Here is a 24,801-nt window from a genome sequence, read left to right as displayed (position 1 = left end):
TGGTATACAAACAAATGCATAATAAATGTAATATGTTTGTATAATCTATGTACCACTTAAACTTTAAACTTAAACCATATTTATTAAATATTTACAATTTATTATTTAAATTATAATTTTAGTCACCAAAAAAAGTTATCTCCTTCACGAAGGAGACAACTTTTAATTTATACTGTATTGAATTTTTATCAGCTTTATTTAATGGTATAAGAGAATGTCATTGACGAAAATGCTGTAAAACCGTTCCTTTGCCACACTCTACCTTAACTTCGGCATAAGCCCCGTTCACAAAAGTAATCTGAGGCGGTACATGTCCACAATCCACATCATAGATGATTGGAATATTCAGCTCCCGAGACGTTTCTTCATATACGTCTTCCACTGTGTAATCATTAACTGGCTCATTTCCAGGACTTCGGCCAAACATAATACCAGAACAATTTTCAAACCAGCCCGCTAGCTTCATTTGAACCAGAGATCTCCTTAGATCAGTAGTGTTCATTTCACAGTTTTCTAAGTACCATAAAATGGATTCACCATTAATCATCTGTTTATGAAAATGTGCGACATCGCCATAAGGTGTTCCGATTAGATGACGAATCGTATCAATACAGCCGCCAAGCAGACGCCCAGAAATCTTTTCATTCTTACCTGAAACCGTCTTCCACTCTGTATATTCAGTGAGATGAAACACGTATGGTGTTGGTGCGTCGTGTAGCCACTCTTTTTGATATTTATCAGAAGACTTCTGAAGAACACTATCACTTTCTCTTGTTGAGAGTACCTTTTCCCACATCGCTGTGGTTTCATCAGAGTACTCACCTCTTAAATCGACAAAATTTGTGCCATGTGCTGTGGCGATTCCTGTTTTCAAAGTGATGGGAAGGAGAAGAGTACTTGTGTCTGAATAACCTAAAATCCACTTATTCGGCAAATTCGTGAAATCAACATGTTCTAACATTTCGATTAATAGCTCTCCACCCCAAGGAGGGATGATTACATCTATCTTTGGGTCTCTTACCATCTCATTAAATTCAACAGCTCGTGTTTTTGCTGGTGCAGACTTCGCCTTATTTTGCGTCCATACCGTATCACCACAAGTTACTTCATAGCCTCTATTCTCCATTCGCAGACAGGCTTGCTTGAACATGTCATGAAGAGCCGATTGTACACCTGATGAAGGGGCAGTTACTCCGATTGATGCTTTTTCTTTTAATAATGGATATCTAATCATCTGAAATCATCCTACTTTTTGTATTTTTCTGTGTCCACTAAACTTCCACAAAGTAAGTAAGAGTTCCTTCAACCTTTCGCAATTAGAGGTGATTCCACCTTGATGATAACTTTACCTTTCGCTCTCCCTGTTTCCACGTATTCAATTGCTTTCTGTGCATCGTCAAATGAAAAGACTTTATCAATCACAGGTACGATATCTTCTTTTTCTACCAAATGAGCAATCCTTCTTAACTGTTCTCCACTCGGCTTCATAAATAGGAAATGGTAGCGGACGTTGTGTCTCTTTTCAAGCATCGTTAACTTTCTGCTCACGATAGAAAAAATCACTTTTTTGAATAAACCCATGTTGTTTTGTTCTGCAAATTCTTTATTCGGAACGGCAGAAACTGAAACAATCTTTCCACCTGGTCTCAACACTTCGAATGATTTTTCTAAAGAAGGTCCACCTAACGTATCAAAAACAGCGTCATAACCTTTAAGGACTTTCTCAAAAGCTTGTTCTTTGTAATTGATGATCTCGTCAGCTCCCAAAGACTTTACAAGATCGTATCCTTTTTCACTAGCTGTAGTGGCTACGTATGCCCCCATGGCTTTTGCAAGCTGTATCGCAAATGTACCAACCCCACCCGCACCAGCGTGAATTAAAATTTTTTGTCCTTCTTTCAATTGAATTACATCATGAAAGGCTTGCCAAGTGGTCAGGCCAACTAGCGGCAGAGAAGCACTCTCAATCAAAGAAATGTTACTTGGTGCGATTGCTACATCATCTTCGTGTACCGAAATAAATTCGGCGAATGTTCCAATTCGATCTTTTCTTGGCCTTCCATACACTTTGTCTCCCGGTTGAAACGTAGAAACTTTACTCCCTACCTGCTCGACGGTTCCTGAAAAATCATTACCGAGAATTAGTGGCATGTCATAAGATAACAGCATTTTTACTTTTCCATCTCTAATCTTAAAATCAATTGGATTAATACTTGCGGCATGTATTCTGACTAAAAGATCCTGATCACCCATTTCAGGTTTGTGCATTTCTGTTTCTTGTAATGCTACGTCTTTGCCGTAACGATCAATTGTCATTGCTTTCATTCTTCACATTAAACCTCCATCATGCAGCCCATTTCATTCTGATTTTACTATTATGTACAACGAACAAGCTACTCAAAAGGAACAGCTATCATATTCATATATCGAACAAACTGTTTAGTGGAAGGAGGAAAACAAACTTATGAATAATAATCCGATGAACAATCACCCATATTATCATCAACATCAGCATTCCATAGATGAATCACACTATTTAGAACGCCAAACGGAAGAAGATGAAGCAGGTCCATTTTCTCCACCGCCACAACAATTTGCCCAAAGCCAAATACCACAACCTTTTTTCACTCAAACATTCCAACCTCCTCAAATTCGTGCCCGGTTGTGCAGCTGTTTAGGAAATTGGGGACTCATAGGGCTTCGTCGCCCAGGTCAGTTTGGTCGTGATTTTTGGTTCTTCCCTGTAGCAATTCGCCAAAACAGCGTTACCGGCTATATTTGGATAGGCGGCCGCAGACAACGTGTACGATACCAATTTTCCCAGATTCGAAACTTCGTATGTTTTGGTTGATCGTGCAAACAAGATATATATTCTGAGTATAAAAGAAAAAGCCGCTCCCTCGGGAACGGCTTTCTTTGTTCACATTTCTTATAATAGATCACCAAGGATATCATCAAGAATTCCTTCGTCATCATTTTCATCGTCTTCCCAGTGGTCGTTGTCATTACGATCCAAAATGTTGTCCAGATCTAGGCTAGCATCTAAGTTTAAATCTAAAGAAGCGCTGTCTTCCTCACTCCAGCCATTCTCTTCTGCCCAAGCTTGAATTTCACTCTCTGTCATTCCTTTTGCTTCTGCCCAAGCTTGAAGATCGGACATCTCCCAATGATTCGCTTCTGCCCAGGCTACAAATTCAGCGGAAGTTACGGTTTCATTATTTTCAATCGCAGCATTGAGCTTCGCGCTAAGATCTACAGTGGTGTTGTCATCTTGAGCAAAGGATGCAGTACCTCCACCTAATAACAATCCCAAAGCTAGTCCTGTACTCGCAAATTTCTTCATCATGATTCATCACACTCCTGTAATTTTTTTGTCTTGCACTTAGCTAACGGAGTGGATGTCGAATCAGATCATTTTTTGTATCAATATGAGAAAATAGGCTTATGATCCTTCAAGTATTTAGGTGTTAATACTTTAAAGAGAAGAGAGTGATTTAAATTAGCAGAATTAAATCATATTACCTTCTTGATCGTTCCGTTTCTTTTGTACAACCATTGAAATTATTCCTATAATCACTGAGATCCCGATACTAACGTATAGCCCTGGCCGGATTGTTCCTTCAAACCAAGTTCCTGTTACGGCTAAAGAAATTAATAGGATAGCAACAATCGAAATCATCTTCAGCCATAAGGATTGCTGCAACATCTTCATCGAAGACATAATGATGAACAACCAGTTGAATAGAAGTAAAATCCCAGCTGCGGTTGTAATGTATTCATAGATCTTCCCTGGGAGAAGTAGGGCTGTGATAATACTTGCTAAAAGCCCTCCTGCTCCTAAACCCATTGCAGGAAGCGGCAGTTTTTTAAATTTTATGGTTTTCGCAAACAATTTTGGAGCATCTCCATCTTCTGCAAGCGTCCTTAATAAGTTGGTCACTCCAAATAGAGCTGCCGCCATCGCTGAAAACCCAGCTACGATGATGGCACCATTAAATACATGAGGGAAAAAACCTAGATGATACCTTTCCATCGCCGTAACAAACGGACTTTCTTTATGATCAAATGTTTCTATAGCGACAGTAGACACGGCAAGTCCAATAGAAAGGACATAGATAATGGTAAGGATAAAAAGCATGATCGTTCCCGCTTTTGAAGCATCTTCTGTCTTTTTCAATTGCATCGCCATCATGCCGATCACTTCAATTCCTCCAAATGCATAAAACGCATAGATAAGAGAGGACCAAAATCCTTTTAACCCACCTGTAAAATAACCGTTGTACGTTCTTGGTATATCCAGGTCATAGCTTTTACCGTCCACAAAACCGATTAATCCTGCGATCGCCAAAATAATAAACATCACGATAGCTGCTACTTTTATGACAGCCAGCAAATTTTCAACTTGATCGAATTTCTTCGTACCTGCTAAAACAACAATAATGGCTAACACCGCGTAGAATGCTGCAAAGATCCAAAGCGGAACATGTGGCCACCAAAATTGAGAAAGGATCGAAAGCGCAGTAAGCTGGCTCCCCATGATCAATATGCTCGAGACCCAATAATTCCAGCCACAACTAAAACCCGCCCATCTTCCATAAGCATGAGTGGCATAGTAACAAAACGAGCCTTTTTGAGGATCAGCTGCTGTCATTTTGGCTAACAACTGAAACACGATGTAAGTTCCTATAGCTGCCAATATAAAAGAAAAAACAATTGAAGGACCGGTAAGTTGGATCCCAATAGTTGATCCCAAAAAATAACCTGTCCCAATTGTACATCCTACTCCAACAAGAGAAAGCTGCCACCAAGCCATATCTTTTGCTTCTGATTGATCAAGATTTGGTTGAACCGGTCCATTACAACTAGATTTCTTCACAATAATACCCTCCTGCTTTACAAGTATTATTGTTTTACTTAAACGTTTGAATATTCATTGGCGGAAGAAAAAAACAGCATTAGAAAAATTCCAAAGCTGCTTGTTTACGATAATAAAAACGATATACCTTTATACCCAAAATAAAATCCAAATCCGATCAGTGATAATCCTGATAATTTTGAAATTCCATGTAAAATGCGATCAGCCAGCATTTTCCGGAAACTGCTGGATACAACAGCCATCGCGAAATCCCATAAGAGAATGCCTGAAAATATGGCCATACTATAGAGAAGTAAACTTTCCAGCGAATACTTCGTTGCAGTTTCTGCGAGTATAGAACCGTAAATTCCTAACCAAAATAAGATGGTAAGAGGATTGGTAAGAGACATTAGAAAACCAGCCAGAAAGCTCCTGCTGTTATGTACGGTGTAATCTTGCTGACTGCTCTTTCTTTCTAAAGAAGCTTTTTTGAATGTCTCGATTCCCGTGTAAAGGAGAACAAAGCTGCCAAAGAGCCAGAGAAAAGTTTTGATGAACGGAGTATTGATATAGCTAACAAGCCCCATGTACACCATGAGCATATAGAGTGCATCTGCAACGGTTGCACCTAACCCGACCATCCAAGCTTGCCAAAATCCATATTTGATTCCGCGGTCCATCTGTGCAGCGTTTACCGGACCAATGGGAGCCGCCAGAGATAGACCTAGAAGTACATATTTAAAAAATATAATCATTGAAGACCTCCACGTATAAGATGGACAACTCATGCTTGTCTTAAATCTTATTCGGAGGGAATTCTAAACAGACCTAAAATCAAATAGTGAATGGGAGATCATAGAAATGGATCATCAAATAAGTCCAAAGATTCAAGAAGCACTAGACCATGTAAAACGTGCGGATGAAGCTATGATAGAAGCTCAAGCAAACCAAACGCCCTCTTGTTTTCAAACAGCAAAATTAAGGCTCGAAACTGCTCAGCAATCCATACATGACGCAGGTGAAGGAATGTCAGATGAAGAAAAGAAACACATTCATCATGCCAAAGAATATTTGAGACATCTTCATGAAACGCAAGCTGCACTGCAGGAAACAAGGTACGATTAACGTACGAATCCCTCATGAAAAAATCATGAGGGATCTTTATGTTAGGCAAATAAATTTCGAATAAACCCTGCTTGGTTGACCGTTTCTGTTCGAACATCAACATTTAGTTTACGAATGTTATCACAATAAATATGAAGTCGTTTTGCTTTCTCTGCGTTTAGATAAGAGGCGTAGTTGTCCAGCTTATCTACTTCGCGAAGTACATCTTCCTTTGTGTCTGCTTTCTCAATCCTGCTGCAACAAGAGCTGATCTGGTCATAAACAGACATGCTAGCCACCTCCTTTATGTTTTGTTTACTAATTCCCTTCTCCCAATTTTTTAAAACTGAGACCTATGAACTGTTAAGTGATTTAACAATAATTCCCATAGTCTCTTTACTAGACTTAGCCTTTAGTATTTTAGAAGGGGCACAACAATGTGGAAGAATTTCTATGTACAACATGCGCACAATATCCTAAATCTTCTACTTCACTAGATGAATGTGTAATCTGTAAAAGAAGAAAAGCAATACATTTATCCTAAGAGTCAAGAGTGGACAACATTAGATGATATGTTTTGCTCTGGTAATTACAGAAATAAAATTGTGAGCGAACAACCTGGCCTTTATTTTAATAATAATCGCTACGCTTAAAGGTGAATGGTTCGATACATAAAAAAAGGGAGAATCTCTCTCCCCTTTTTAAGTAGTAATCAAGAAATTACTGGTGGCAATGTTCGTCCAGTTTCTAGCATTGTTTTCAAGTTGCTCAAGATCGCTGGCCAACCGTTGTTAAATCCTACGAACGTATCTTCATCCTCTACAAGATCTGCATCCTTCAAATTCTCATGACGCAGTGTCAATCGCACTGTACCGTTCATCTCCTTTAGCAGAAATGTCGCAATAGTTGGCTCTTGTCGCTCTTCTTCATCCCACTTATTGATCCAAGTAAAGGAAAGCCTCTTTTCTGGCTCACACGTTAAGATTTCTCCCCAATCAGTAACCTTACTGCCCCGTGAATACGTAATCTGTGAACCTTCTTTCCATTCTGAATCCACTCGACTGCCGAAAAAGTATTGTTCTGTTAGATCTCCATTAGTCAGAGCCTCCCACACTTTATTAGTAGAAGTCTCTATGTAAGTAACATATACAAACTTCAGATTTTCCACATTCTCGCCCCCTTAATGAACACCTTTTTTAGAATCCCAGTTCCCTTTTGATTTTCTGATCTCTATGATCTGCCCGATATGATAGGCATTATGGATGTTTACATTAGCAAGCACAGAATACCAAGGATCGTGACGGTCTTCATGAGCAGAAATCTCAAAAAAAAGATCATCTGCTTCTTTTATTACCGAGGCCCAATCCGTTAGTATAGCAAACAATTGATTTTTAGTTGTTTCCCAGTCCTGACTGTTTTCGTTCTCAAACGTCTCATCATTGCTTTCAATCTTTTGCTGAGGCGAATTTCCTTTAAACCTCTGTAAGTAGCGTTCGTTCCAGAAAATCAAGTGGTTGACGATCTCCCATATGGAGTTGCTATCTCCTGTTTTTTCTCTTGCTTGTTCAGCTGTAAGTCCTTCAAGTGCCCGATCAATGGGGACAAACCAGTTTGGTTCATTATGGTTGGCTGCCATTTGATTCAAAAAAATTGATTTTTGATGCATAAAAAAACCTCCTTGTGCAGAACTGTTTACGAACATACATTCTGCACAAGGAGGTTAATTTCCTTTTTATTAACTTCAAATATTTTGCTTCACTTCTAATTCTGTTAACAGTACCCGACGACCTTCTTTACTCGAAATTGCCGCCGCTTGATTTATGGCGGTTAAATTTACGATGTCATCTCTTGAAATCGTCGATTTTGTACCTTTTTCAATGGCATCAACCCATTGCTCCATATTTGAAGAAATCGGATTCGGCAGCTCTGGGTTTACCCAATCCTCTGTGTTAAGGTGCTTACTTTTAATCCTTACCTCTTGTCCTTCTACCATGATTGTACCTTCCGTGCCATAAAGTTCGAGTTGCTGCGGACTTCCATAAGATAGGAAACCCGTCTCGATCATACCCATAGCACCTGATTCATACTCCACCATAACGACAGCGTTATCATCTACGCCTAATTTGAATAATTCATTCAGTTTACCGCTTACTGCTTTTACGTTCCCGCCTAAACGATTCGTTAAATAGATCGGGTGTGCCCCAAGATCGATCAGCGCACCTCCACCACACTCTTCTTTATTATAAAAGTGCGGTGGAAGCCATCCCTTTGGATTTTCTTCCGAAGGTACAGATCCGTTATGTGCAACACGGCATCTGATGTATGTAAGATTCCCAAGGAGTCCTTTGTTTACTGCTTGTTGGGCATAGAGGTAAAAGCTTTCTGTAAGCCTTGGTAGATTGACCATGAGTTGTACGTTATTTCTATCTACGGCCTCTAAAATTTCTTCGCACTCTTTTACTGTAAAAGCGAGGACTTTTTCAGTGAAAATGTGTTTTCCATGGTTCGCAGCAGCAATAATGATCTCTTTATGACGGTTGGTAGCTGTAGTAACAATTACTCCGTCGATGTTCGGATCAGCTAGCACGTTCTGTAGATCCGCTTCAAACGATACCCCTAACTCTTCGGCCCACTGGGTACCCCGCTCTTTGTTTTCATCCCATACTGTTTTTATTGTGATCGCTTCATTCTCCAATGCTTCTCGTGCATAATCGACAGCATGCACGTGCCATTTACTGAGTAGAGCTACATTCATTACCTTCACCACTCCTCAAGCTAGATTTACATTCATTATACATAACGAGAATTAAAAGTTTTATATTTTTGGTTATACGTCAAAGCTAGTAGAATCTTCTTGCAGAATAGGAGCATGTAAAGTGGAAGAGTTTCCGGTCGTCCATACAAATTTTTGGGATGCTATTATCGCGGTTCCAATCATCATTCTAGTGTTAATTACTTTGAAGGTCTTGTTTCCTAAACTTCGTACATGGCTAAATTCTATCGCTAATGTCTTAGGGTTATTCATATCAATAGTTTTTGCTCATCCAGGAAATCTATGGGCAGGGATATTCATAGGTGTGTTTTATGGCAATGCAGCAATCGGGGTTTATTTCTCATACCTTATTTCAATTGAAGCTTTTCGGAATCGAAATCCTGAAAAGCCTTATCGATAGGAACCGCTATACTAATTTAGTTGTTGTGGCGGTAATATCCAGCCGGTTTTGAAGTTCATTGACAAACTCGGAAGAATTATCCATATAGAGCAATACCTTATTTGTTTTTTGTTTTTGTCCGAAGTAACCTCGTGCATCTACAGGCTGTTTTAATATAATTTCGTATTTCAATTCGTCACTTATTCCAAATATTATAGTTAGAATTCTAGGAAAAGCGGTAGCATGGAATACTTTCTTTTCATTTATGATACCTCCACTTTTGTTGTATTTTATTGAGGCAGGCTGTATATAGTCAATCTGGCTTAAATCGAAATATAGAGATCGTCTAGCACCAATTTTCATCACTACTTTATCTTTGGTGATACGAAATGGGTTATTTCTCAATAAGTTATAATCACCCAACATGTAAATTACACTGTAAATATGTAAAACTAGCATAATAAGAGCTATATCAGGCTCTTCTTTTTTTAGGTAAATATGAAACACGATCATCTCAATGATCTGCTCGTGGATTAATGCAAGAAATAGATAAAAATAGTTGGAGTTTTTATGAAAGAGGTAACTATCATTCTGAATCATCATACGTTTTTTGGTTCTCCATTTAAAGAAGGCATGATATAAAATGTTCCACTCCTTTTTGAAGTAATAATATTGGGTTATGATCTATTTTTCCTTTCTTATACAATAGAAATAAGTAAACAAATAAACTCTCAAATAAAATATTGATTATGACAATTGAGATTAATAGTTGGCGATCCAAACAAACCCCTTCCTTCCTTTACCTATACTTCAATTTAATTGTAAAGGAATGGGGATTTAATAATAGGAAAAATAAGGATTTTCATACTTTCGTAACAATCTTATGGCAAATTCGTTAACTTACCTCGTATTGGGAGGAATTAAGATTGTACTTGCTACTTATAATCACACTTTATGTAACATTAAGAACGAAAAAAATGCCGCACTCGAAGAGCAATATCTTCATCTAGTGACGGCAAAAAGTTATGAGTCAAATCGTTTTATAGTACAAGATGGTTGTGTCTAATCCACCTTTTTCATTCTTAGCGAAAAAAGGTATTCGCCCAGCCTCTTGAAAACCAAACGACTGATATAGTAGATTTGACGGATCCCCTTCCCTTGTATCTAAGACAAGCAGTGACCGTCCAATTTCTTTTGCTCTTTGTTCTGCGTGAAGCAGCAGTTTTCGCCCGATTCCTTTTTGTCTGAACGCTGGGTGTGTCATCAGCTTCGCTACCTCTGCACGATGAGTGCCGTTTGGTTTTTTGCACAAGTGAAGCTGAATGGTGGCTGCGATCGCACCATCTATTTTTGCAACCCAAAACATGATGTCAGGACTCACACAGCTTTTCCAAAAATCATCAGCTTCTTGTTTTTTTAGCGGAGGCAAGAATCCGATGGAAGCTCCTTCTTGTACTACTTTTATTAATAGATCAGAAAGCTCGTCTGTACATTCGTCAACATTCCGTATCTCAACAATTTCCATTCCCTTTGCCCCTTCATCACATTGCTTTTCATTTATTTTAATACTCCTTTTCATGGAAAAGAAGGGGGATTTGTCGAAAATCGGATAAAAAATTTTATACGTGAAATTATGAGAGTTATCCGTGAAATTATTAACGCTATCCGTGAATATATGAGAAGTTACCGTGAAATTAATGGTGGTTGTTTAACTTTAGATTGATTTTACCCAGGCATTCTTGTCATATCCTCTTTTTTCCCAATACCCAACGTGCTCCTTTTGTATTAACTCAATTCGATTCAACCATTTTACGGATTTGTATGCATACATTTTAGGTACGATTAATCGGACTGGTCCTCCGTTGTTCTGTGAAATCAGTTTACCATCGATCAACACAGCCACCATGATGTCATCCATCATCGCCTGCTCAACCGTAAGCGTATCCGTGTACACGCCATCAGCCGAATAAAACTTCACATACTTTGCTTTCTCCTTCACACCTACTTCTTGTAACAATTTCTTAAGAGGAATTCCCTCCCATGTAACGTCATATACACTCCATCCTGTCACACAATGAAAATCGCTGACTTGCACATCACGGTGTACGTTCACAAACTGATTCCAATTCCACTTTTGTTTTCTTTCTACAAGTCCATCAATCGCTAAGCTGAAATTATCATTATTGATCGCAGGAATCTCAGTCACGGTGTAATAGCGGAATTCCCCTCTTCGTCCACCACCAACAGGAGGGGCAGACTTTGGACTTGGACTTGGCAGCGGATTTAAATTGTTTCCATCTGGTAAAGCTTGTTCATTACTTCCTGCATTCTCAGGCAAAAATGGTTTGATCCATTTTAAGAATGAAGGCAGAAACGCTACTGCAATAATACTTCCGCTTAAAAGTTTTAAAAATGTCCGTCTTCTATAGATCGGATTCTCTTCACTAATAATCATTGGTTCTTCCCTAGGCAGATCGACAGTCTTGCCTGCAGTTAATCGTTTAAACCACTTGCTTCGCGTTATGCTGTGATACGTGGCGTAAGGAACCCCGAACCATGTTGCAGCATCATGAAAAAATAAAGATACAGAACTTACGACTGGTGGAAATTGGCGATGAAACGTAAGCTGCAGCCCGGTTATGATCAGTACAGTTACAATACTAAGTACAATATACAGGTTCACACGGTGTTCTTTCTTTTTACTTAAAGACTTTAAGTGTTTTCGCATTTTAGGTATATAAAAAAGGAGGGGCAAACAAAAAACGATGCCGATCCAGATATGGATATCTTTTATCCATACTCTGAATGTTGGAAGTGTTGAGCGGAATGAAGATGAAAATAAAACAAAGCCCGTTACACTTAAAACTAAAAAAAGGAGAGCGTTTATATGGTGCAGGCGGATTAACTTCTTACCAAAATTCATGTTCTGCTGAAATAAGCCTTTAATGTTCATTCTACCCTTCTCTCCTTCTTTAGCATGATTTATTAGATGCAATCTAAACTTATGAATGTCGTAAAAGAACTATAGAAAGAATACGAAAAAAACGAACAAATCGATCAGTAAATATATAAATTCACTATTTTAAAGCCTTTTCCCTCTTCTTGAATACTTAATATTCAATTATTACTGTCACTCCGCTGTTGCCTCACAGCATCATCCGTCACATTTGGAAAAAAAGAATGATTTGAATAACTGCGATGGCTGTATATGTGAAATTTTCAGGAGACTAAACGAAGATTGTACAGATGGATGTACGGCAAATAATCAGTTTTTCTACATTCTTCCTAAAGGTCAAAATCAACCAGTCGGCGAAACACCAATTCCTTTTCGATTTCTTAGGTTTGATCCAGAAAGTTGCTGTACATTCTTTGAAATCAGAATTGAACAAAATACTGTTACATTGCAAGTCGCAGTTGACTGTCACGAGATCAGTGGAATCGTACCGCTTCAATAAAGGGGAGGAGCACTTATGCTAAAAAACTGTGGCTGTTCAAACCATTCAAAATGCAGTGGATGTGCATGTTGTGTTTTAAAGGAACTAGCAGAGAAACTTTCCACGAATTGTGATGCCAGTATGAATCCATCTATATTTCTTTTAAATAAAGGAACACGGGACCCTATTCAACTTACAGGAGAATTGCATGAAGGCTCCACTATATTTCAACTGTTGAAGTTTGATTCGAATTCCTGCTGCGCTTACTTTTCTTATATAGACGATTTAGGAATTACACGCACTTTTATTATTGATTGCAGAAATATTAGCGTCGTCGCCATCGGACCACCAGGAGTCAACGACAATAACAACTCTATTTCATTCTAGAAAAAAAAGGAACGACATAATCCTCGTTCCTTTCTTTATATCTTCTATTGTTTAGCAATACACACTCTATTTCTGCCTGTTCTCTTTGCTTCATATAGTGCTTTGTCTGCGTCTTTAATCACCAAACTTCCAATCGTTGTTGTTTCAGGAAAGTTAGATAATCCAACTGAAACCGTAATGTTCACTTCTGTGCCACTGTTTAAGAGGAATGCATGCTCTTCCACGGTTGTCCTAATTCTTTCCGCAATTTTTTTTGCTTGATCCAGTGAACAATCTACGAGTAAAACAGTAAATTCTTCTCCGCCGTTCCTGCTGACAATGTCCGTTGGCCGTGCGCATGATCTAAGGATTAATCCTAAATCTTTTAAAACAACATCACCTTCTGAGTGCCCATAAGTATCATTAATTTTTTTAAAGAAATCGATATCAATATACAGTAATGACAGCTTTTTCTTCTTTTCAAGATCTGCCATACAACTGTTAAATACTTCATCAAATTTTCTTACATTGTTTAGCCCCGTCAATGGATCGATCGTAGACTCTGCTTTATACTTATCAAACATCATCTGACTCTTAAATAAAATATGTAGTACCTGAAACGCTACATAACCTGAGAGAAACGACACGAACCAATACCCAGGAATTAAGTAAAGTAGCAACTGCGGGTCTTTAATCAGATAGAAAAATAAGAGGGTAGTTAATAGATTTGCAAAAGTTAGCATCGACCATTTTTTTATCTGATGACTCAAGTTCGTTCTTGCAATTATGATAGCAAACAATGTAATAGCGATCATCAACAAACCTGAAGTATAAGATGAGATGTTTATCCCAATTAAAAAACGCCCCACAATAACCAAAGCCATACCTACTAATGCCGGCACTGCTCCACCAAAATAGGCTAGTAGAATAATCGGGATATGTCGAAGATCAATCAGAGTTGTACCGATCGGAATACTGTATTGCATGAGGATATTACTGAACAGTCCCCCTGCAACTCCTGTTGTGAGCTTTTTCTTTATAGAAGAATTCATTCTAAGCGGTGGATCTCTCTTAATTTGGGTATACAGAAACAATAGTGCGACTAAAATTGCAAGATTAGCAAAAAGCTGTTTAACAATTATCATTTTTATCACCATCTAGTAAAATACCATATAATACATCCAAAAACTAACATTAATACCAACTCATTTGTTACATTTCTCTTTTTTTACCTTTAATTAAACAAATCATTCGCACGATTTACATCATCCTTATATGATTAAGTAAAAATACTCATCAATTTAACTGGAGTGTTCATATTGACAAAGCTTTTATTAATCGGTGGTGGACATGCTCACCTTTCCATTCTCCGTAGTCTTTTGCATGAAGAAATTAGTGATTTAGAAGTTACACTTATTACATCGTCAAAATATCAATATTATTCAGGGATGTTTTCAGGATTTACAGAAGGTCTTTATGACGAAGATGAAATCCGTATTGATTTAGAGTCTTTATGCGGTCGAGCCTCTGTCTCGTTTATAGAGGACACCATCATCTCTTTTGATCCCATGCAGAAAGTGTTATTAGGGTTTTCTGGAGGAATCTATTACTTTGATGTGATTTCTTTTGATATTGGTTCTGGGATCTCATCGGACTTAACCCAAACTGTTGGCTTGAACATTAAACCAAACTACCGCTTTATAGAGCAGATTAAAGAATTTCGCTCAAGCGAAAACCCTGTTATTGTCGGAGGTGGTTCTGCTGGAGTAGAGCTTGCCCTATCGACATTCGCTTGGCGACAAAATCAAAGTTTGAAAAACCCGGTAACCTTGATAAGCTCCTCTCCACTTCTTCAATCTTATGGAAACAAAGCGACACAGAAAATTAGAGAAATTGCTAATGACCATAATCTCGTATACTACGAAAATGAAAAGATAGAGAAATTGAAGAACAACATCATCATTACTGATAAGGATACAGAGATAGCGTATTCAGCAATCCTGCCCGTAACCGGACCAAAAGCAAGCTCTCTATTTAAACAAGCATTGCTTTCGACTGACAAAAAAGGGTATTTACTCGTTGATGACACACTACAGAACGCTGATTATCCGTATGTGTTTGGAGCTGGTGATTGTGTCTCTTTGGCTGATTATCCTAATCTTCCGAAGAATGGTGTCTATGCGGTTAGACAAGGACCTGTTTTATGGAAAAATATTAAGCGTTTAATCACAGGCAGACCACTAGTACCGTTCAAACCACAAAAAAAGTTCGTCTCTATCCTTTCGACCGGTGAAAAGCACGGTTTATTTACTTATGGTGATTTTGTCACTTATGGAAAATGGGCATGGAGCTTAAAGAATAGAATTGATCAAAAATTCATGAACAAGCACCTTTAATTCAAGCCACAATTTATTTATGAAATTCTTTTGATTAAGTCCTCAAAAAAACGAGCAGAACATTTTCTGCTCGTACCACTCTATCTAAACCAACTGATGTACTTTTTTGTTAGTTTTGGTAATGTTCCGCTAAACAACTTACTCCTCCAGTATAAATCAGCGGTTCGTTGAATAGCAGCGGCATGATTAGGATATGGATAGATCATCTGTGAAAGGTCTCCAATTTTGCTCCCCTTTTTCATTGCAAAAATAACAGCCTGCATCCAATCACCACTACCATTTCCTATCGCATGCCCACCTAGGATCTTACCCTTCTGGTCGGTAATAATTTTTATCAATCCATCCGCTTCTTGATCTGAGATAAACCGATCAACATCTGTTAAAGGAACTTCATAAACCGAAAACTTAATTCCTAACTTTCGCGTTTCTTGTTCCGTCATGCCTATATGAAAAATCTCAGGTTGGGTATAAATATTCCAGGGAATGTGATCATAGCTCATTTTCTTTGGTACACCAAGGATTGCATTCTGAACGACAACTTTTCCTTCTTCCCCAGCTACATGTGTAAAAGCAAATTTGCCGTTAATGTCTCCGATTGCAAAGATATGAGGTACATTCGTCTGCAACTTTTCATTTGTTGGGATGAATCCTCGCTCATCTTGAAATACCCCCGCAACATTCAGATTCAAACTTTTGCTATTCGGCTGTCTACCGACAGCCAAAAGAATCTGGTCATATTCCTCTGTATATTGCTCATTACCTTTTTGTATCGTGACTCTTTTTCTTCCGTTTGATGTTATTTCTACTTTTTTGACTTCTGAATTTAACTGAATCGTTAACTCCTTCTCCAATATGGAAAGCGCTGCTTTTTGGATACTTTCATCCTCAGTTGATAGGAGTTTCTTTCCCTTTTCAACTATAGTAACTTTGGAACCTAAACGTGATAAAGCTTGTGATAGTTCCAGCCCTATGGAACCACCGCCAATCACAACAAGCTTCTCTGGCAATTCTCTTTGCTCAAATAAGTTTTCGTTCGTCCAAAACCCCGCTTCCTGCAAACCTTCAATCGGCGGTACGAGAGGTCGTGAACCGGCAGCAATTACAATCCTTTTCCCGTATATCTCTTGGTCATCAACTCTCACAGTGTTTGCTGAAGTGAATGTTCCCGTTCCCTTATACAGATCGACACCTAGTGACGTAAACCGTTCATCACTATCATGCTTTTGGATCACACGTATGGATTGCTGTACACGCTCATTTACCTTTCCTAAGTCAACAGATCCAGAAACATCAAGACCAAGTTCCTTCGCTTTGGTTCTAGCAGTAAAAATATCCTTTGAAGCTTGTATAAGAGCTTTTGAAGGTACGCAGCCAACGTGAAGACAGTCACCACCTAGATGCCGTTCTTTTTCTATTAGTGCTACTTTCGCGCCAAGTGAACTAGCTCCAGAAGCTACTGTAAGCCCTCCAGCACCTCCGCCGATAATGACAACATCATACTTCTTCACATCTCTCTCTCCTTGTGTTGCAAGATTTTCTTAGCTTCAAACAATCTTTGCAATGCTGTATAAAGTTCAATCACAAAAAATAATAATGTTATGAGCGTCAAATAATTAGAGAATAAGATCATTAGACTGAACAAGATAAAGCCTTCTGTCCGTTCAGCTAAACCTGCTTGATAGTAGAATGACTTCATGCCTTGCTTCTCACTCACTGCCCCTACTGTAAGAAAGATTGTCATCGAAACGATAATCGACACGGATAATAGCAAAAGTGCTAGCTGTGAATCAGGGAACGCAAGCGCTAATCCAATGATCACACTTATCTCTACAATCCGATCAAACGTAATATCTAATACAGTTCCCCAAGGAGATGGTTTTGTAAGTCGTGCCATCGAACCATCAACTGCATCGAGAAACCCTGAAAACCATAGGACACATACAGCTAGGATCGGTCTATCAAAATAGATCCAAACACCTGATGAAGTCCCAATGATAAAAGCGATCCAAGTAACTTGATTCGCACTAAGTCCCGCTTTCAATAATAGCTTTGCCGTACTCAGAATAGTCGGCTGCACATACTTTCTTGCATGAGTATCTAGCATATACTTCTCCTCACTTCTGATCTTCCACCGATAAGTATTGTTTGATCTGTTTTTTATATAGTACGGGAAGAACTGTAATGATAATAAATAAAAATATTGCAATATAAAGGATGGTTGAAGTATCAGCTGCCGTGCTCGCACCTAGAAACGTATAAGCAAAAGTTCCTGGAACAATGCCTATTAATGTCCCGAAAAAGAATTGGATGCTTTTTACTTTAGACATCCCCGCTGCATAACTAATCAGATCAAAATGAAAAATCGGAATAAGCCGAAGTAGGATGATGACTAAAAATCCATTCTTTTCTAGCACGTTCTGTAATTTGTGCAATTTCCTTCCCCATCTAGATTCAATTCGACGAGCCCCTATCTTTCTTGCAGCAAAAAAGGCAAGAAGAGCGCCAATCGTAGCTCCAGTAAGAGTAAGAATGAATCCCCACACCGGCCCAAATGCTAAACCTCCTGTCAAAGAAAGAACAGAAGCAGGAAACAAAACAAAAGGTCTAACGGAATACAATAAAACATATACGAAAGGTGCCACAGCTCCCATTGTTAAGATCCATCTTCGAACTGATCGAGGAGTAACGTCTAGAACCGTTTGATTCAAAACAATGAGTGAAACAACCAAAATAACAAAAAATATAATAGAGAAAGTCGTCTTCTTCATCTCTTATTTCTCCAATCTTAACACCACTTATCCTTCGTAAACCTTTACCTGTTCACCAACATTCACCTTTTCTTCAGTTGTTAGTGTAATTACAGCCTCTGAATGTTCGATAGATAAAACACTATGAAACTTTCCGTCTTGATAATAGGTTTCTATCACTTCAGCACTTCTTCCATTTTGATCATCATTTCGTCCCATCTTAAGACAGCTTACGGGGATGAAGCGCTCTTTTGTCCATATGCCACCTTGAAGAAACGAAGCTACAAATGAATTAATAGGAGATTCATATAAAACATGTGGACTGTCGAGCTGTTCGAGCTTACCTTCATTTAACACGGCTACACGATCTCCAAAAGCCATCGCTTCCTCCAAATCATGCGTGACGAACAAAACGGTTATGTTTTCCGATTTTAATAGATGTTTGATCCATCTCCTCGTCTCTTTTCGAAGTTCCATATCTAGACTGGAGAAAGGTTCGTCCAATAAAAGAACTTTAGGATGTACGATCAGAGACCGTGCCAAAGCTGCTCGTTGTTTCTGACCACCAGAAATCTCGTGAGGAAAACGAGATTCTAAACCTTCTAAGCCCACTCTTTTCATCATTTCTTTACTTTTATCATATCTCTTATTTTTACTGACTTTTGCCATCTTTAGTCCAAAAGCTACATTTTCTAAGATGTTCATGTGTGGAAATAGAAGTGATTCTTGGAACATATAGACTACCGGCCTTTTTTGTGGAGGTACGTTTGTTAAATATTCACCATCAATCTTGATCTCTCCAGTGTCTGTCTTCTCTAATCCAGCAATCAGTCGAAGTAAAGTAGATTTTCCAGTACCCGAAGGACCGACTACGGAAATAATCTCTCCCCTTTTTACACTCAGTTGGTTCAAATTCAGTACTTCTTTATCTTTGTAAACTTTTCTGATGTCACTTAATTCAATAAAATGAGATTCCATCCTTCACCTCGGTTGTTTTGGAATAAGTAGTCTCAAAGCACCTTCGATTAACAGCCACACAGCTATAGGTATCATGGCAAATAATAACGAAAAACTTGCGATTACTGCATCATTTGTTGTTTGAAAATAAGGAAAGAATAAGATTGCCATCGTGTTAACTTCTCCACCGCCGATAAGTGCGGTTAAAAAATACTGTCCGAGTGAAATCACAGTAACAAGAAAAACAACACTTCGGATACTCGGAATGAGCTGTGGCAAATAAACATTTCGGAATATCCCCCATGCACCAGCACCAAGAGAAACCGCAATTTCTTCCTGTCTTTTGCCGATTCGCTCAAATCCTGCGCGCAACACTTTAATCGTGTAAGGAAGAGTTGGTAATAGGTGGACAATGACTACTCCTGTCCAATGATTAGCAATTCCAAGCTTAATAAAAGTTAGATGTACACCAAGCGCAATTACAATAGAAGGTATTAGGATAGGTGACAATAATAACGTCTCTACTACACTTTTACCTTGGAAGATATGAAACGCCAGACCTTTCGCAGCTGGAAGTCCAATCAATAGATTCAGCAATAATACTAGCAAGCTGATGCCTAACGAAGTATAGATCGCCTCTATAAATTTTGAGCCATGCCATAGCATTTCGTACCAGCCTCGGGTCGTAAATGAGCTTGGAAGGAGCTCGCCATATCCCCACTCTTGGACAAAACTAGTCAAAACTAGTATGAATATAGGCAGAAACGTCATTCCTAACATAGTAAAAAACAGGACTCTTGAATACTTACTATTTTCTGCTTTTACATCGTGAAATGATCCAGAGCTTTGAGATAAGTGGATCCTTCCTTTCCTAGTGAACATGTATGTTAAAAAGACAATAAGAACGATAAATATTGTCAAAAGAAACATTGCCGCAAAAGCGTACGGCTGTTTTGTCCAATCTGATCCAAAGAACCAGTCATAGCTGATGACAGGAATCATCTTAGGGTAGGTTGCTCCTAGGAGTGCAGGAACTTCATAAGCGGAAACAACAAAAGCAAAGATGATAAAAAACGTCTCTAACAGGACAGGAAAAACGTACGGCCTCTCAACATGCCAGAAGACATCCCATCTTCTCCCTCCAAGTGTATACACTAGCTCTTTTTGAGCGTTCGATAGTTGTTCATATACGGGAAGAAGCATCAGAATGACAAAAGGTACCTCTTTCCACACGTAAGTGATAATGATACCTATTCCAAAAGAATCTTTAAACAGAACAGGAAACTCATTGGGCAGGTCAATTAGCCCCATTCCACTTAATAACGAAGAAATATACCCCGTTTGGGAAAAGAGAAGAAACAGCATATAACCCCAAATGAAATGTGGAAAGACCATTGGCATCCAGGCGATTAACTTTGGAAACTTATCTTTTAGAATCGGATATAGTGATCTGACAATGATCAGCCCAATTAGAATGGAAAGAATCGTTGATATAAAAGCAATTCGAAGACTGTATAGGATAGAAGTGATAAAGATTTCATCACTAAACAGCTCTCGATAAACGCTTAAGGTTGGTTGATTGTAGTACTTAATACTCTCTAGAAACGCCATTACTATTCCATAGCCGAGGAGAAGAATGGTTATTAGAACAGCTGGAGCCAAAAGTACATAAGGATTACTTGTTCTGAACCACTTCATTAACCCAATTCTCCTTCAGCCAAGCAACGTACTCTGAATCTATTTCTGGCTGCAAATATTTTTTTAAAGTTTCAGCGGGTAAAACCGATTCTCCACGTTTGATGGTTTGAAGTTTCTTTTGATCTGCCGATGAAAGTCGCGCTGGATCAAGTGACATATTTTCACCCCAAAATTCCGAGTCTAACTTTGTTAACTGAGCCTCAGGAGATAGCATAAAATTAATAGCCGTCATCGCACCTTCTTTGTTGGGACTATTAAAAGGAATCGCTAAAAAGTGAGCATTTCCTAAAGAACCTGATTTCATAACAAACGATCTCGTTGTTGCGGGGAATACACTTTGTTTCATTAATTTCTCTGCTCGCGCCTCGTTATAACCCATCGTCATATATACTTCGCCTTTGCTGTACAAACGATCAAGTTCTGTTAGATTATTCGGATATGTCTTCCCTTCTCTCCATAAATAAGGTTTGATCTCGTTCAAATAATCCCACATCTTCACACTATTTTTCTGGGCAAAATCCTCATCATATTCATTGTCCAAAATGTTTTTTACGTTTCCACTAGATTCATAAAATAATTGACGAACAAAAGCATTACCTGTAAAGTCTGCAGGATCAGGGTATGTAAATTTCCCTGGATTTTCTTTTACCCATTGAGCTAATTCTTCAAAGGATTGAGGTGGATTTGGCACCTTTTCTTCATCATATTGATAAACGAACTGCACTTTTCCCCAAGGTGCTTCTAAGCCCTCTGTTTTTGTTCCAAAATCATATTGAATATCTAATGACTTAGCATCCACATATTTTTTGTAATTTGGCATCTTATCAACAAACGGACCAAATAACAGCCCATTGTCTTTTGCATTTTTGAAATTCTCGCCATTGATCCAGATGATATCCATGTTTCCTTCATCTTTCTCTGCTCTTTTTTCATTTGATAGCTTTTTTAAGAATTCTGGTGCATCCATCGGTATTCGTTTCAATGTAATGTTATATTCTTTCTTTAACCGTGGAGCGACCCAATCATCCATATAACGATTGATTCCTGTGTCTCCACCCCACATGTACATTCTGACTGTCTTGTTAGTGGTCTCTTCAATTTCTCGCCAATCTTTTTTCAATATGGCTTTAGATTCTTTTGCTGCATCCGTTGATGGGGAACATGCTGACACGAATAAAAACAGCATTACCCAAACCAACAATCTCATTTTTTTCATCGTATACTCACCCTCCACTAAGCTAACGTTTCTTCTCTTCGTTTGGTTCATTCTTTTTATTGGTAATTTATTGTTTCCCTTTTTTTGTCCAACTCACGTACAAATATTGAAGAAATTTTGTATATTTTTTTATGTATGTATTGAAAGCTATGAATCTCAAGAAAAACGAGAAAAAAAAGGCTATTTTCAAGTCTTTTTTATTTTCTTCTTTGACATTGATTGTAGTGGAAGGTGCGTGCCTACCACATGAGATACTCCTTGCAAGGCATGCGACGAGGAAGCTTACTACGAAGCATCACTTGTAGACGCAGGAGCAAGGAACTTCTTAAGGCGGGCAGTCAGAAAAGTGGAAGTGGCTCGTCCAGCCCCGACAAGCAAAAGGTGAATGGGCTAGGAAGGCGCATTTTGCCTTATTGACCGTTCACCTTTTGACCTCGAGGGGCTAGCCACTGCAACTAGCCAGGTGAGACACTTAAAAGTGGAACGTACGAATGTGGTTCACCGCCTGCCCCGCGGAAAGCGAGCATCTGCAACGGAAATCAAAAACTGTCAAAAGCAACAATGAATACGAAAACAGCCTTTAGAAAAGAGCGTAAAAAAAGAGGCCATTGACAAGGACCTCTTTTTCAAAACCTATTAAGCTTTTACCGCATGAGCACCTTGAGTAGCCATAAACTCTTCAATTTCTTCTACTTCACGGAAAATATCTTTGGATAAGTTCTCGAATCCATCCTCCGTTACTAAGATGTCATCCTCAATTCGAATACCGATCGCTTCTTCCTCGATATAAAGCCCAGGCTCAATTGTAATCACCATTCCAGGCTCTAAAATGCGGTCTTTGTAAGAACCCACATCATGTGTATCAAGTCCAAGGAAATGGCTCACACCATGATAATAATAGTTAGAGATCTCATCATCATTTTCGATCAATCCGATACGTTTGCACTCTTCTGCTAACACTTTTTTCGTATGAATATTGAGTTCAGCAAATTCAAGACCTGGCTTAATGATAGCCGTCGTATCCTTTAGCGCTTTAAGTACGATATTGTAGAGAACCTTTTGACGATCTGTAAACTTACCATCTACTGGAAACGTATAGCTGATATCCGCATTATAATAATCCTTTTGTGCTCCTAGATCGAGAAGAACGAGCTCACTGGGATTCGTTTGCGCGTTGTTATGCTCATAATGAAGGATCGTAGCATTTTTTCCGCTTGCCGTAATCGTCTTAAACGCGAAATCACGCACACCGTTTGATTTTAAAGTAAAGTCAAAATGTGCTTCGAGCTGATTTTCTTTCATTCCAGCTTTCGCGTGTTTCAGCACATTATAGATGCCTTCTTTCGTAATGGAGATCGCTTCTTTAATCTTTTGAATCTCTTCTGTCGTTTTGAACACACGCAGTTCAGCAACTTCAGGATATACGTTGTGAATCGTCACATGCGGATAATGCTCTCGAATATGTTTTGCGAATTGTGATGTTTCAGATGGGGCACCCGTCCATCCACGGCGTTCTAGATCTAAACAAACGTGCTGAGCTTGATTTGTAAAGAATTGACTGGCAACAAACGACTCAAAGCTATCCACATATTTAATATCTTTTATGCCAGATTGATGTTCTGCTTCCTCTTTAGACACGGTTTTCCCGACCCACTTTTCCATGACTGGATCAGCTTTTACGATAAAAAGTGTTTCTTCAAATTTTCCACCGCTCTTTTTTAGCACGAGGATCACGTTTTGTTCCGAAATCCCAGTTAGATAGTAAAAATTTCGGTTTGGTGTGAACGGATATTGTTCATCTGCTGATTTTTGCGGAGCTTTTCCTGCAAAAAGAATGGTTAATGATTCATTCGGCACCAATTCTTTTAATCTACTACGATTACGTTCAAAAAAATAAGACTCCATGTGGATCCTCCTTAAAATAATTAAAATCGACTGATTAGTTTATTTATATATATATCTATAGTATAAAGATTTTTCCATAGCATTAACAGCTTTTTTCAGAATTTTATAAATGCGTTACCTATACTTTCTGATAGGTATCTAACAAATGTTCTTCAATAAAAGAATTGATCTGTTTGTGTTTAACATACTCCTTAATATGATTTTGTACTCTCGGATACAAAATGATATGTTCCAAATCCTCTAGAGGAATCCATTTTACGCCAGTTTGGTACGGATCTGGCTTATCCGGTAATCTAGGTTCGGAGTCTCCAACCCTGTTGCATTCAAACATCATTCCTAGTGAATGTATCGTTCCGTATCTATTTTTTGTCAGATGCGGCGCATACTCATAAGTGAACGCGAGTGGACCTACATCTACATCAATGGATGCCTCTTCTCTCACCTCACGTTTTGCTGCTTCTTTTACAGATTCATTTGCTTCAACACCACCTGATGGTAAATTATAATGAAGTCCATTCTCATCATGAAACTCAATTAAAAGAATCGCATCATTTTCAATAATTAAAGCACCTGCTCTAACACGAATAGGATAGCTCATTTACACAACCTCCCTATTATTTATCACCATTTCAACCACAGGTCTTGAAACATCATCAAAATACATATCTTCTTGTAGGTCGATCCAGCGTACATCAAGTATGTCTTCATCATCTTCAATGGAGAGCGTCCCTGAGATTAGTTCACAAAGAAATACTTGTTTTTCTTTTCTTTGAATCAGTAGTTTTATTATTTTTACGGTATAGCCCGTTTCCTCCAACACTTCTCGTATACATGCTTGTTCGAAAGTCTCGCCAGGTTCAACTCCCCCACCCGGATAGTTCCATACAATGTCCCCACGTTTTACTTTTTGTTTTACTAATAGCACCTTTCCATCAGAAATAACAACACCTTGCGCTAACATCTTTACTCCC

Annotated in this window: 26 protein-coding genes; 4 read left to right on the top strand and 22 right to left on the bottom strand. The window is 38.6% G+C overall.

Annotation, left to right across the window (positions count from 1 at the left end; genetic code table 11):
• Nucleotides 1-217: 217 nt before the first annotated feature.
• A complete protein-coding gene (locus IHV10_RS02770) occupies nucleotides 218-1,234 on the bottom strand; it encodes a S66 family peptidase (protein WP_197127219.1) in 1,017 nt (338 codons plus the stop codon).
• Nucleotides 1,235-1,302: 68 nt separating this feature from the next.
• Nucleotides 1,303-2,325: an NADP-dependent oxidoreductase gene (locus IHV10_RS02765; protein WP_197127218.1), complete on the bottom strand. Its 1,023-nt coding sequence runs from the start codon at nucleotides 2,323-2,325 to the stop codon at nucleotides 1,303-1,305.
• Between the two features lie 139 nt (nucleotides 2,326-2,464).
• Between IHV10_RS02765 and IHV10_RS22710 the strand changes: the two genes are divergently transcribed.
• A complete protein-coding gene (locus IHV10_RS22710) occupies nucleotides 2,465-2,851 on the top strand; it encodes a hypothetical protein (RefSeq protein ID WP_231618110.1) in 387 nt (128 codons plus the stop codon).
• Nucleotides 2,852-2,929: 78 nt separating this feature from the next.
• On the opposite strand, the gene IHV10_RS02755 is transcribed toward IHV10_RS22710, so the two are convergent.
• The 3 genes from IHV10_RS02755 to IHV10_RS02745 form a co-directional block, all read right to left on the bottom strand.
• Nucleotides 2,930-3,346: a hypothetical protein gene (locus IHV10_RS02755; protein ID WP_197127217.1), complete on the bottom strand. Its 417-nt coding sequence runs from the start codon at nucleotides 3,344-3,346 to the stop codon at nucleotides 2,930-2,932.
• Nucleotides 3,347-3,508: 162 nt separating this feature from the next.
• Nucleotides 3,509-4,813 (bottom strand): amino acid permease, encoded by a 1,305-nt coding sequence (locus tag IHV10_RS02750; RefSeq protein ID WP_197128171.1) that lies wholly within the window; start codon nucleotides 4,811-4,813, stop codon nucleotides 3,509-3,511.
• 167 nt (nucleotides 4,814-4,980) lie between these two features.
• On the bottom strand, nucleotides 4,981-5,610 hold the full coding sequence (locus IHV10_RS02745; RefSeq protein ID WP_197127216.1) for a LysE family transporter: 630 nt from the start codon (nucleotides 5,608-5,610) through the stop codon (nucleotides 4,981-4,983).
• Nucleotides 5,611-5,716: 106 nt separating this feature from the next.
• Between IHV10_RS02745 and IHV10_RS02740 the strand changes: the two genes are divergently transcribed.
• Complete coding sequence (locus tag IHV10_RS02740) at nucleotides 5,717-5,980, top strand: hypothetical protein (RefSeq protein ID WP_197127215.1); 264 nt, start codon at nucleotides 5,717-5,719, stop codon at nucleotides 5,978-5,980.
• A gap of 41 nt (nucleotides 5,981-6,021) precedes the next feature.
• Here the strand turns inward: IHV10_RS02740 and IHV10_RS02735 are convergent, their stop codons facing one another.
• The 4 genes from IHV10_RS02735 to IHV10_RS02720 all read right to left on the bottom strand — a co-directional run bounded on the left by IHV10_RS02735 (nucleotide 6,022) and on the right by IHV10_RS02720 (nucleotide 8,714).
• Complete coding sequence (locus IHV10_RS02735) at nucleotides 6,022-6,249, bottom strand: hypothetical protein (RefSeq protein ID WP_197127214.1); 228 nt, start codon at nucleotides 6,247-6,249, stop codon at nucleotides 6,022-6,024.
• A 422-nt stretch (nucleotides 6,250-6,671) separates the two neighbouring features.
• A complete protein-coding gene (locus tag IHV10_RS02730; RefSeq protein ID WP_197127213.1) occupies nucleotides 6,672-7,127 on the bottom strand; it encodes an SRPBCC family protein in 456 nt (151 codons plus the stop codon).
• A gap of 12 nt (nucleotides 7,128-7,139) precedes the next feature.
• A complete protein-coding gene (locus IHV10_RS02725) occupies nucleotides 7,140-7,625 on the bottom strand; it encodes a DinB family protein (RefSeq protein WP_197127212.1) in 486 nt (161 codons plus the stop codon).
• Nucleotides 7,626-7,700: 75 nt separating this feature from the next.
• Nucleotides 7,701-8,714, bottom strand: a complete 1,014-nt coding sequence (locus IHV10_RS02720; protein ID WP_197127211.1) for a Gfo/Idh/MocA family protein — start codon at nucleotides 8,712-8,714, stop codon at nucleotides 7,701-7,703.
• Nucleotides 8,715-8,835: 121 nt separating this feature from the next.
• On the opposite strand from IHV10_RS02720, the gene IHV10_RS02715 reads away from it, so the two are divergent.
• Nucleotides 8,836-9,132: a hypothetical protein gene (locus IHV10_RS02715; RefSeq protein ID WP_197127210.1), complete on the top strand. Its 297-nt coding sequence runs from the start codon at nucleotides 8,836-8,838 to the stop codon at nucleotides 9,130-9,132.
• Nucleotides 9,133-9,138: 6 nt separating this feature from the next.
• Here the strand turns inward: IHV10_RS02715 and IHV10_RS02710 are convergent, their stop codons facing one another.
• The 4 genes from IHV10_RS02710 to IHV10_RS02695 all read right to left on the bottom strand — a co-directional run bounded on the left by IHV10_RS02710 (nucleotide 9,139) and on the right by IHV10_RS02695 (nucleotide 14,056).
• On the bottom strand, nucleotides 9,139-9,714 hold the full coding sequence (locus IHV10_RS02710; protein ID WP_197127209.1) for a hypothetical protein: 576 nt from the start codon (nucleotides 9,712-9,714) through the stop codon (nucleotides 9,139-9,141).
• A gap of 427 nt (nucleotides 9,715-10,141) precedes the next feature.
• Nucleotides 10,142-10,636 carry a GNAT family N-acetyltransferase gene (locus tag IHV10_RS02705; protein WP_197127208.1) on the bottom strand — a complete coding sequence of 165 codons (495 nt, stop codon included), beginning with the start codon at nucleotides 10,634-10,636 and terminating at the stop codon, nucleotides 10,142-10,144.
• 189 nt (nucleotides 10,637-10,825) lie between these two features.
• Nucleotides 10,826-12,064: a molybdopterin-dependent oxidoreductase gene (locus tag IHV10_RS02700; protein ID WP_231619402.1), complete on the bottom strand. Its 1,239-nt coding sequence runs from the start codon at nucleotides 12,062-12,064 to the stop codon at nucleotides 10,826-10,828.
• Between the two features lie 912 nt (nucleotides 12,065-12,976).
• Nucleotides 12,977-14,056, bottom strand: coding sequence for a diguanylate cyclase (locus IHV10_RS02695; protein ID WP_197127207.1), 1,080 nt, complete (start codon nucleotides 14,054-14,056; stop codon nucleotides 12,977-12,979).
• A gap of 174 nt (nucleotides 14,057-14,230) precedes the next feature.
• On the opposite strand from IHV10_RS02695, the gene IHV10_RS02690 reads away from it, so the two are divergent.
• Nucleotides 14,231-15,307 carry an FAD-dependent oxidoreductase gene (locus tag IHV10_RS02690; RefSeq protein WP_197127206.1) on the top strand — a complete coding sequence of 359 codons (1,077 nt, stop codon included), beginning with the start codon at nucleotides 14,231-14,233 and terminating at the stop codon, nucleotides 15,305-15,307.
• Between the two features lie 80 nt (nucleotides 15,308-15,387).
• Here the strand turns inward: IHV10_RS02690 and IHV10_RS23060 are convergent, their stop codons facing one another.
• The 9 genes from IHV10_RS23060 to IHV10_RS02645 form a co-directional block, all read right to left on the bottom strand.
• Nucleotides 15,388-16,815, bottom strand: a complete 1,428-nt coding sequence (locus IHV10_RS23060) for a dihydrolipoyl dehydrogenase family protein (RefSeq protein WP_197127205.1) — start codon at nucleotides 16,813-16,815, stop codon at nucleotides 15,388-15,390.
• Complete coding sequence (locus tag IHV10_RS02680; protein WP_197127204.1) at nucleotides 16,812-17,411, bottom strand: CDP-alcohol phosphatidyltransferase family protein; 600 nt, start codon at nucleotides 17,409-17,411, stop codon at nucleotides 16,812-16,814. The genes IHV10_RS23060 and IHV10_RS02680 overlap by 4 nt, the downstream gene beginning before the upstream one ends.
• Nucleotides 17,412-17,421: 10 nt before the next feature.
• Nucleotides 17,422-18,075: a TVP38/TMEM64 family protein gene (locus IHV10_RS02675; RefSeq protein WP_197127203.1), complete on the bottom strand. Its 654-nt coding sequence runs from the start codon at nucleotides 18,073-18,075 to the stop codon at nucleotides 17,422-17,424.
• Nucleotides 18,076-18,102: 27 nt separating this feature from the next.
• Nucleotides 18,103-19,032, bottom strand: a complete 930-nt coding sequence (locus IHV10_RS02670; protein ID WP_197127202.1) for an ABC transporter ATP-binding protein — start codon at nucleotides 19,030-19,032, stop codon at nucleotides 18,103-18,105.
• A gap of 3 nt (nucleotides 19,033-19,035) precedes the next feature.
• Entirely contained in the window at nucleotides 19,036-20,709 is a 1,674-nt protein-coding gene (locus tag IHV10_RS02665) for an ABC transporter permease subunit (RefSeq protein ID WP_197127201.1), read from the bottom strand.
• On the bottom strand, nucleotides 20,687-21,925 hold the full coding sequence (locus IHV10_RS02660) for an ABC transporter substrate-binding protein (RefSeq protein ID WP_197127200.1): 1,239 nt from the start codon (nucleotides 21,923-21,925) through the stop codon (nucleotides 20,687-20,689). Before IHV10_RS02660 ends, IHV10_RS02665 begins: the two co-directional genes overlap by 23 nt.
• Nucleotides 21,926-22,561: 636 nt before the next feature.
• Nucleotides 22,562-23,830, bottom strand: coding sequence for an aminopeptidase P family protein (locus tag IHV10_RS02655; protein WP_197127199.1), 1,269 nt, complete (start codon nucleotides 23,828-23,830; stop codon nucleotides 22,562-22,564).
• 118 nt (nucleotides 23,831-23,948) lie between these two features.
• Complete coding sequence (locus IHV10_RS02650) at nucleotides 23,949-24,428, bottom strand: NUDIX domain-containing protein (RefSeq protein ID WP_197127198.1); 480 nt, start codon at nucleotides 24,426-24,428, stop codon at nucleotides 23,949-23,951.
• Nucleotides 24,429-24,791 carry an NUDIX hydrolase gene (locus IHV10_RS02645; RefSeq protein ID WP_197127197.1) on the bottom strand — a complete coding sequence of 121 codons (363 nt, stop codon included), beginning with the start codon at nucleotides 24,789-24,791 and terminating at the stop codon, nucleotides 24,429-24,431.
• Nucleotides 24,792-24,801: the final 10 nt, after the last annotated feature.

This window comes from Fictibacillus sp. 5RED26, assembly GCF_015903895.1.
Classification (GTDB): Bacteria; Bacillota; Bacilli; order Bacillales; family Fictibacillaceae; genus Fictibacillus; species Fictibacillus phosphorivorans.
Note: the sequence above shows the minus strand (reverse complement) of the source record. Positions and strands in the feature narration are given on the sequence as shown.

What these genes read in the sequence shown, in the direction of transcription:
- IHV10_RS02770 (WP_197127219.1), bottom strand. Translation starts at nt 1,234, where the DNA reads ATGATTAGATATCCATTATTAAAAGAAAAAGCATCAATCGGAGTAACT.
- IHV10_RS02765 (WP_197127218.1), bottom strand. Translation starts at nt 2,325, where the DNA reads ATGAAAGCAATGACAATTGATCGTTACGGCAAAGACGTAGCATTACAA.
- IHV10_RS22710 (WP_231618110.1), top strand. Translation starts at nt 2,465, where the DNA reads ATGAATAATAATCCGATGAACAATCACCCATATTATCATCAACATCAG.
- IHV10_RS02755 (WP_197127217.1), bottom strand. Translation starts at nt 3,346, where the DNA reads ATGATGAAGAAATTTGCGAGTACAGGACTAGCTTTGGGATTGTTATTA.
- IHV10_RS02750 (WP_197128171.1), bottom strand. Translation starts at nt 4,813, where the DNA reads ATGGCTTGGTGGCAGCTTTCTCTTGTTGGAGTAGGATGTACAATTGGG.
- IHV10_RS02745 (WP_197127216.1), bottom strand. Translation starts at nt 5,610, where the DNA reads ATGATTATATTTTTTAAATATGTACTTCTAGGTCTATCTCTGGCGGCT.
- IHV10_RS02740 (WP_197127215.1), top strand. Translation starts at nt 5,717, where the DNA reads ATGGATCATCAAATAAGTCCAAAGATTCAAGAAGCACTAGACCATGTA.
- IHV10_RS02735 (WP_197127214.1), bottom strand. Translation starts at nt 6,249, where the DNA reads ATGTCTGTTTATGACCAGATCAGCTCTTGTTGCAGCAGGATTGAGAAA.
- IHV10_RS02725 (WP_197127212.1), bottom strand. Translation starts at nt 7,625, where the DNA reads ATGCATCAAAAATCAATTTTTTTGAATCAAATGGCAGCCAACCATAAT.
- IHV10_RS02720 (WP_197127211.1), bottom strand. Translation starts at nt 8,714, where the DNA reads ATGAATGTAGCTCTACTCAGTAAATGGCACGTGCATGCTGTCGATTAT.
- IHV10_RS02710 (WP_197127209.1), bottom strand. Translation starts at nt 9,714, where the DNA reads ATGATGATTCAGAATGATAGTTACCTCTTTCATAAAAACTCCAACTAT.
- IHV10_RS02705 (WP_197127208.1), bottom strand. Translation starts at nt 10,636, where the DNA reads ATGGAAATTGTTGAGATACGGAATGTTGACGAATGTACAGACGAGCTT.
- IHV10_RS02700 (WP_231619402.1), bottom strand. Translation starts at nt 12,064, where the DNA reads ATGAACATTAAAGGCTTATTTCAGCAGAACATGAATTTTGGTAAGAAG.
- IHV10_RS02695 (WP_197127207.1), bottom strand. Translation starts at nt 14,056, where the DNA reads ATGATAATTGTTAAACAGCTTTTTGCTAATCTTGCAATTTTAGTCGCA.
- IHV10_RS02680 (WP_197127204.1), bottom strand. Translation starts at nt 17,411, where the DNA reads ATGCTAGATACTCATGCAAGAAAGTATGTGCAGCCGACTATTCTGAGT.
- IHV10_RS02675 (WP_197127203.1), bottom strand. Translation starts at nt 18,075, where the DNA reads ATGAAGAAGACGACTTTCTCTATTATATTTTTTGTTATTTTGGTTGTT.
- IHV10_RS02670 (WP_197127202.1), bottom strand. Translation starts at nt 19,032, where the DNA reads ATGGAATCTCATTTTATTGAATTAAGTGACATCAGAAAAGTTTACAAA.
- IHV10_RS02665 (WP_197127201.1), bottom strand. Translation starts at nt 20,709, where the DNA reads ATGAAGTGGTTCAGAACAAGTAATCCTTATGTACTTTTGGCTCCAGCT.
- IHV10_RS02660 (WP_197127200.1), bottom strand. Translation starts at nt 21,925, where the DNA reads ATGAAAAAAATGAGATTGTTGGTTTGGGTAATGCTGTTTTTATTCGTG.
- IHV10_RS02655 (WP_197127199.1), bottom strand. Translation starts at nt 23,830, where the DNA reads ATGGAGTCTTATTTTTTTGAACGTAATCGTAGTAGATTAAAAGAATTG.
- IHV10_RS02650 (WP_197127198.1), bottom strand. Translation starts at nt 24,428, where the DNA reads ATGAGCTATCCTATTCGTGTTAGAGCAGGTGCTTTAATTATTGAAAAT.
- IHV10_RS02645 (WP_197127197.1), bottom strand. Translation starts at nt 24,791, where the DNA reads ATGTTAGCGCAAGGTGTTGTTATTTCTGATGGAAAGGTGCTATTAGTA.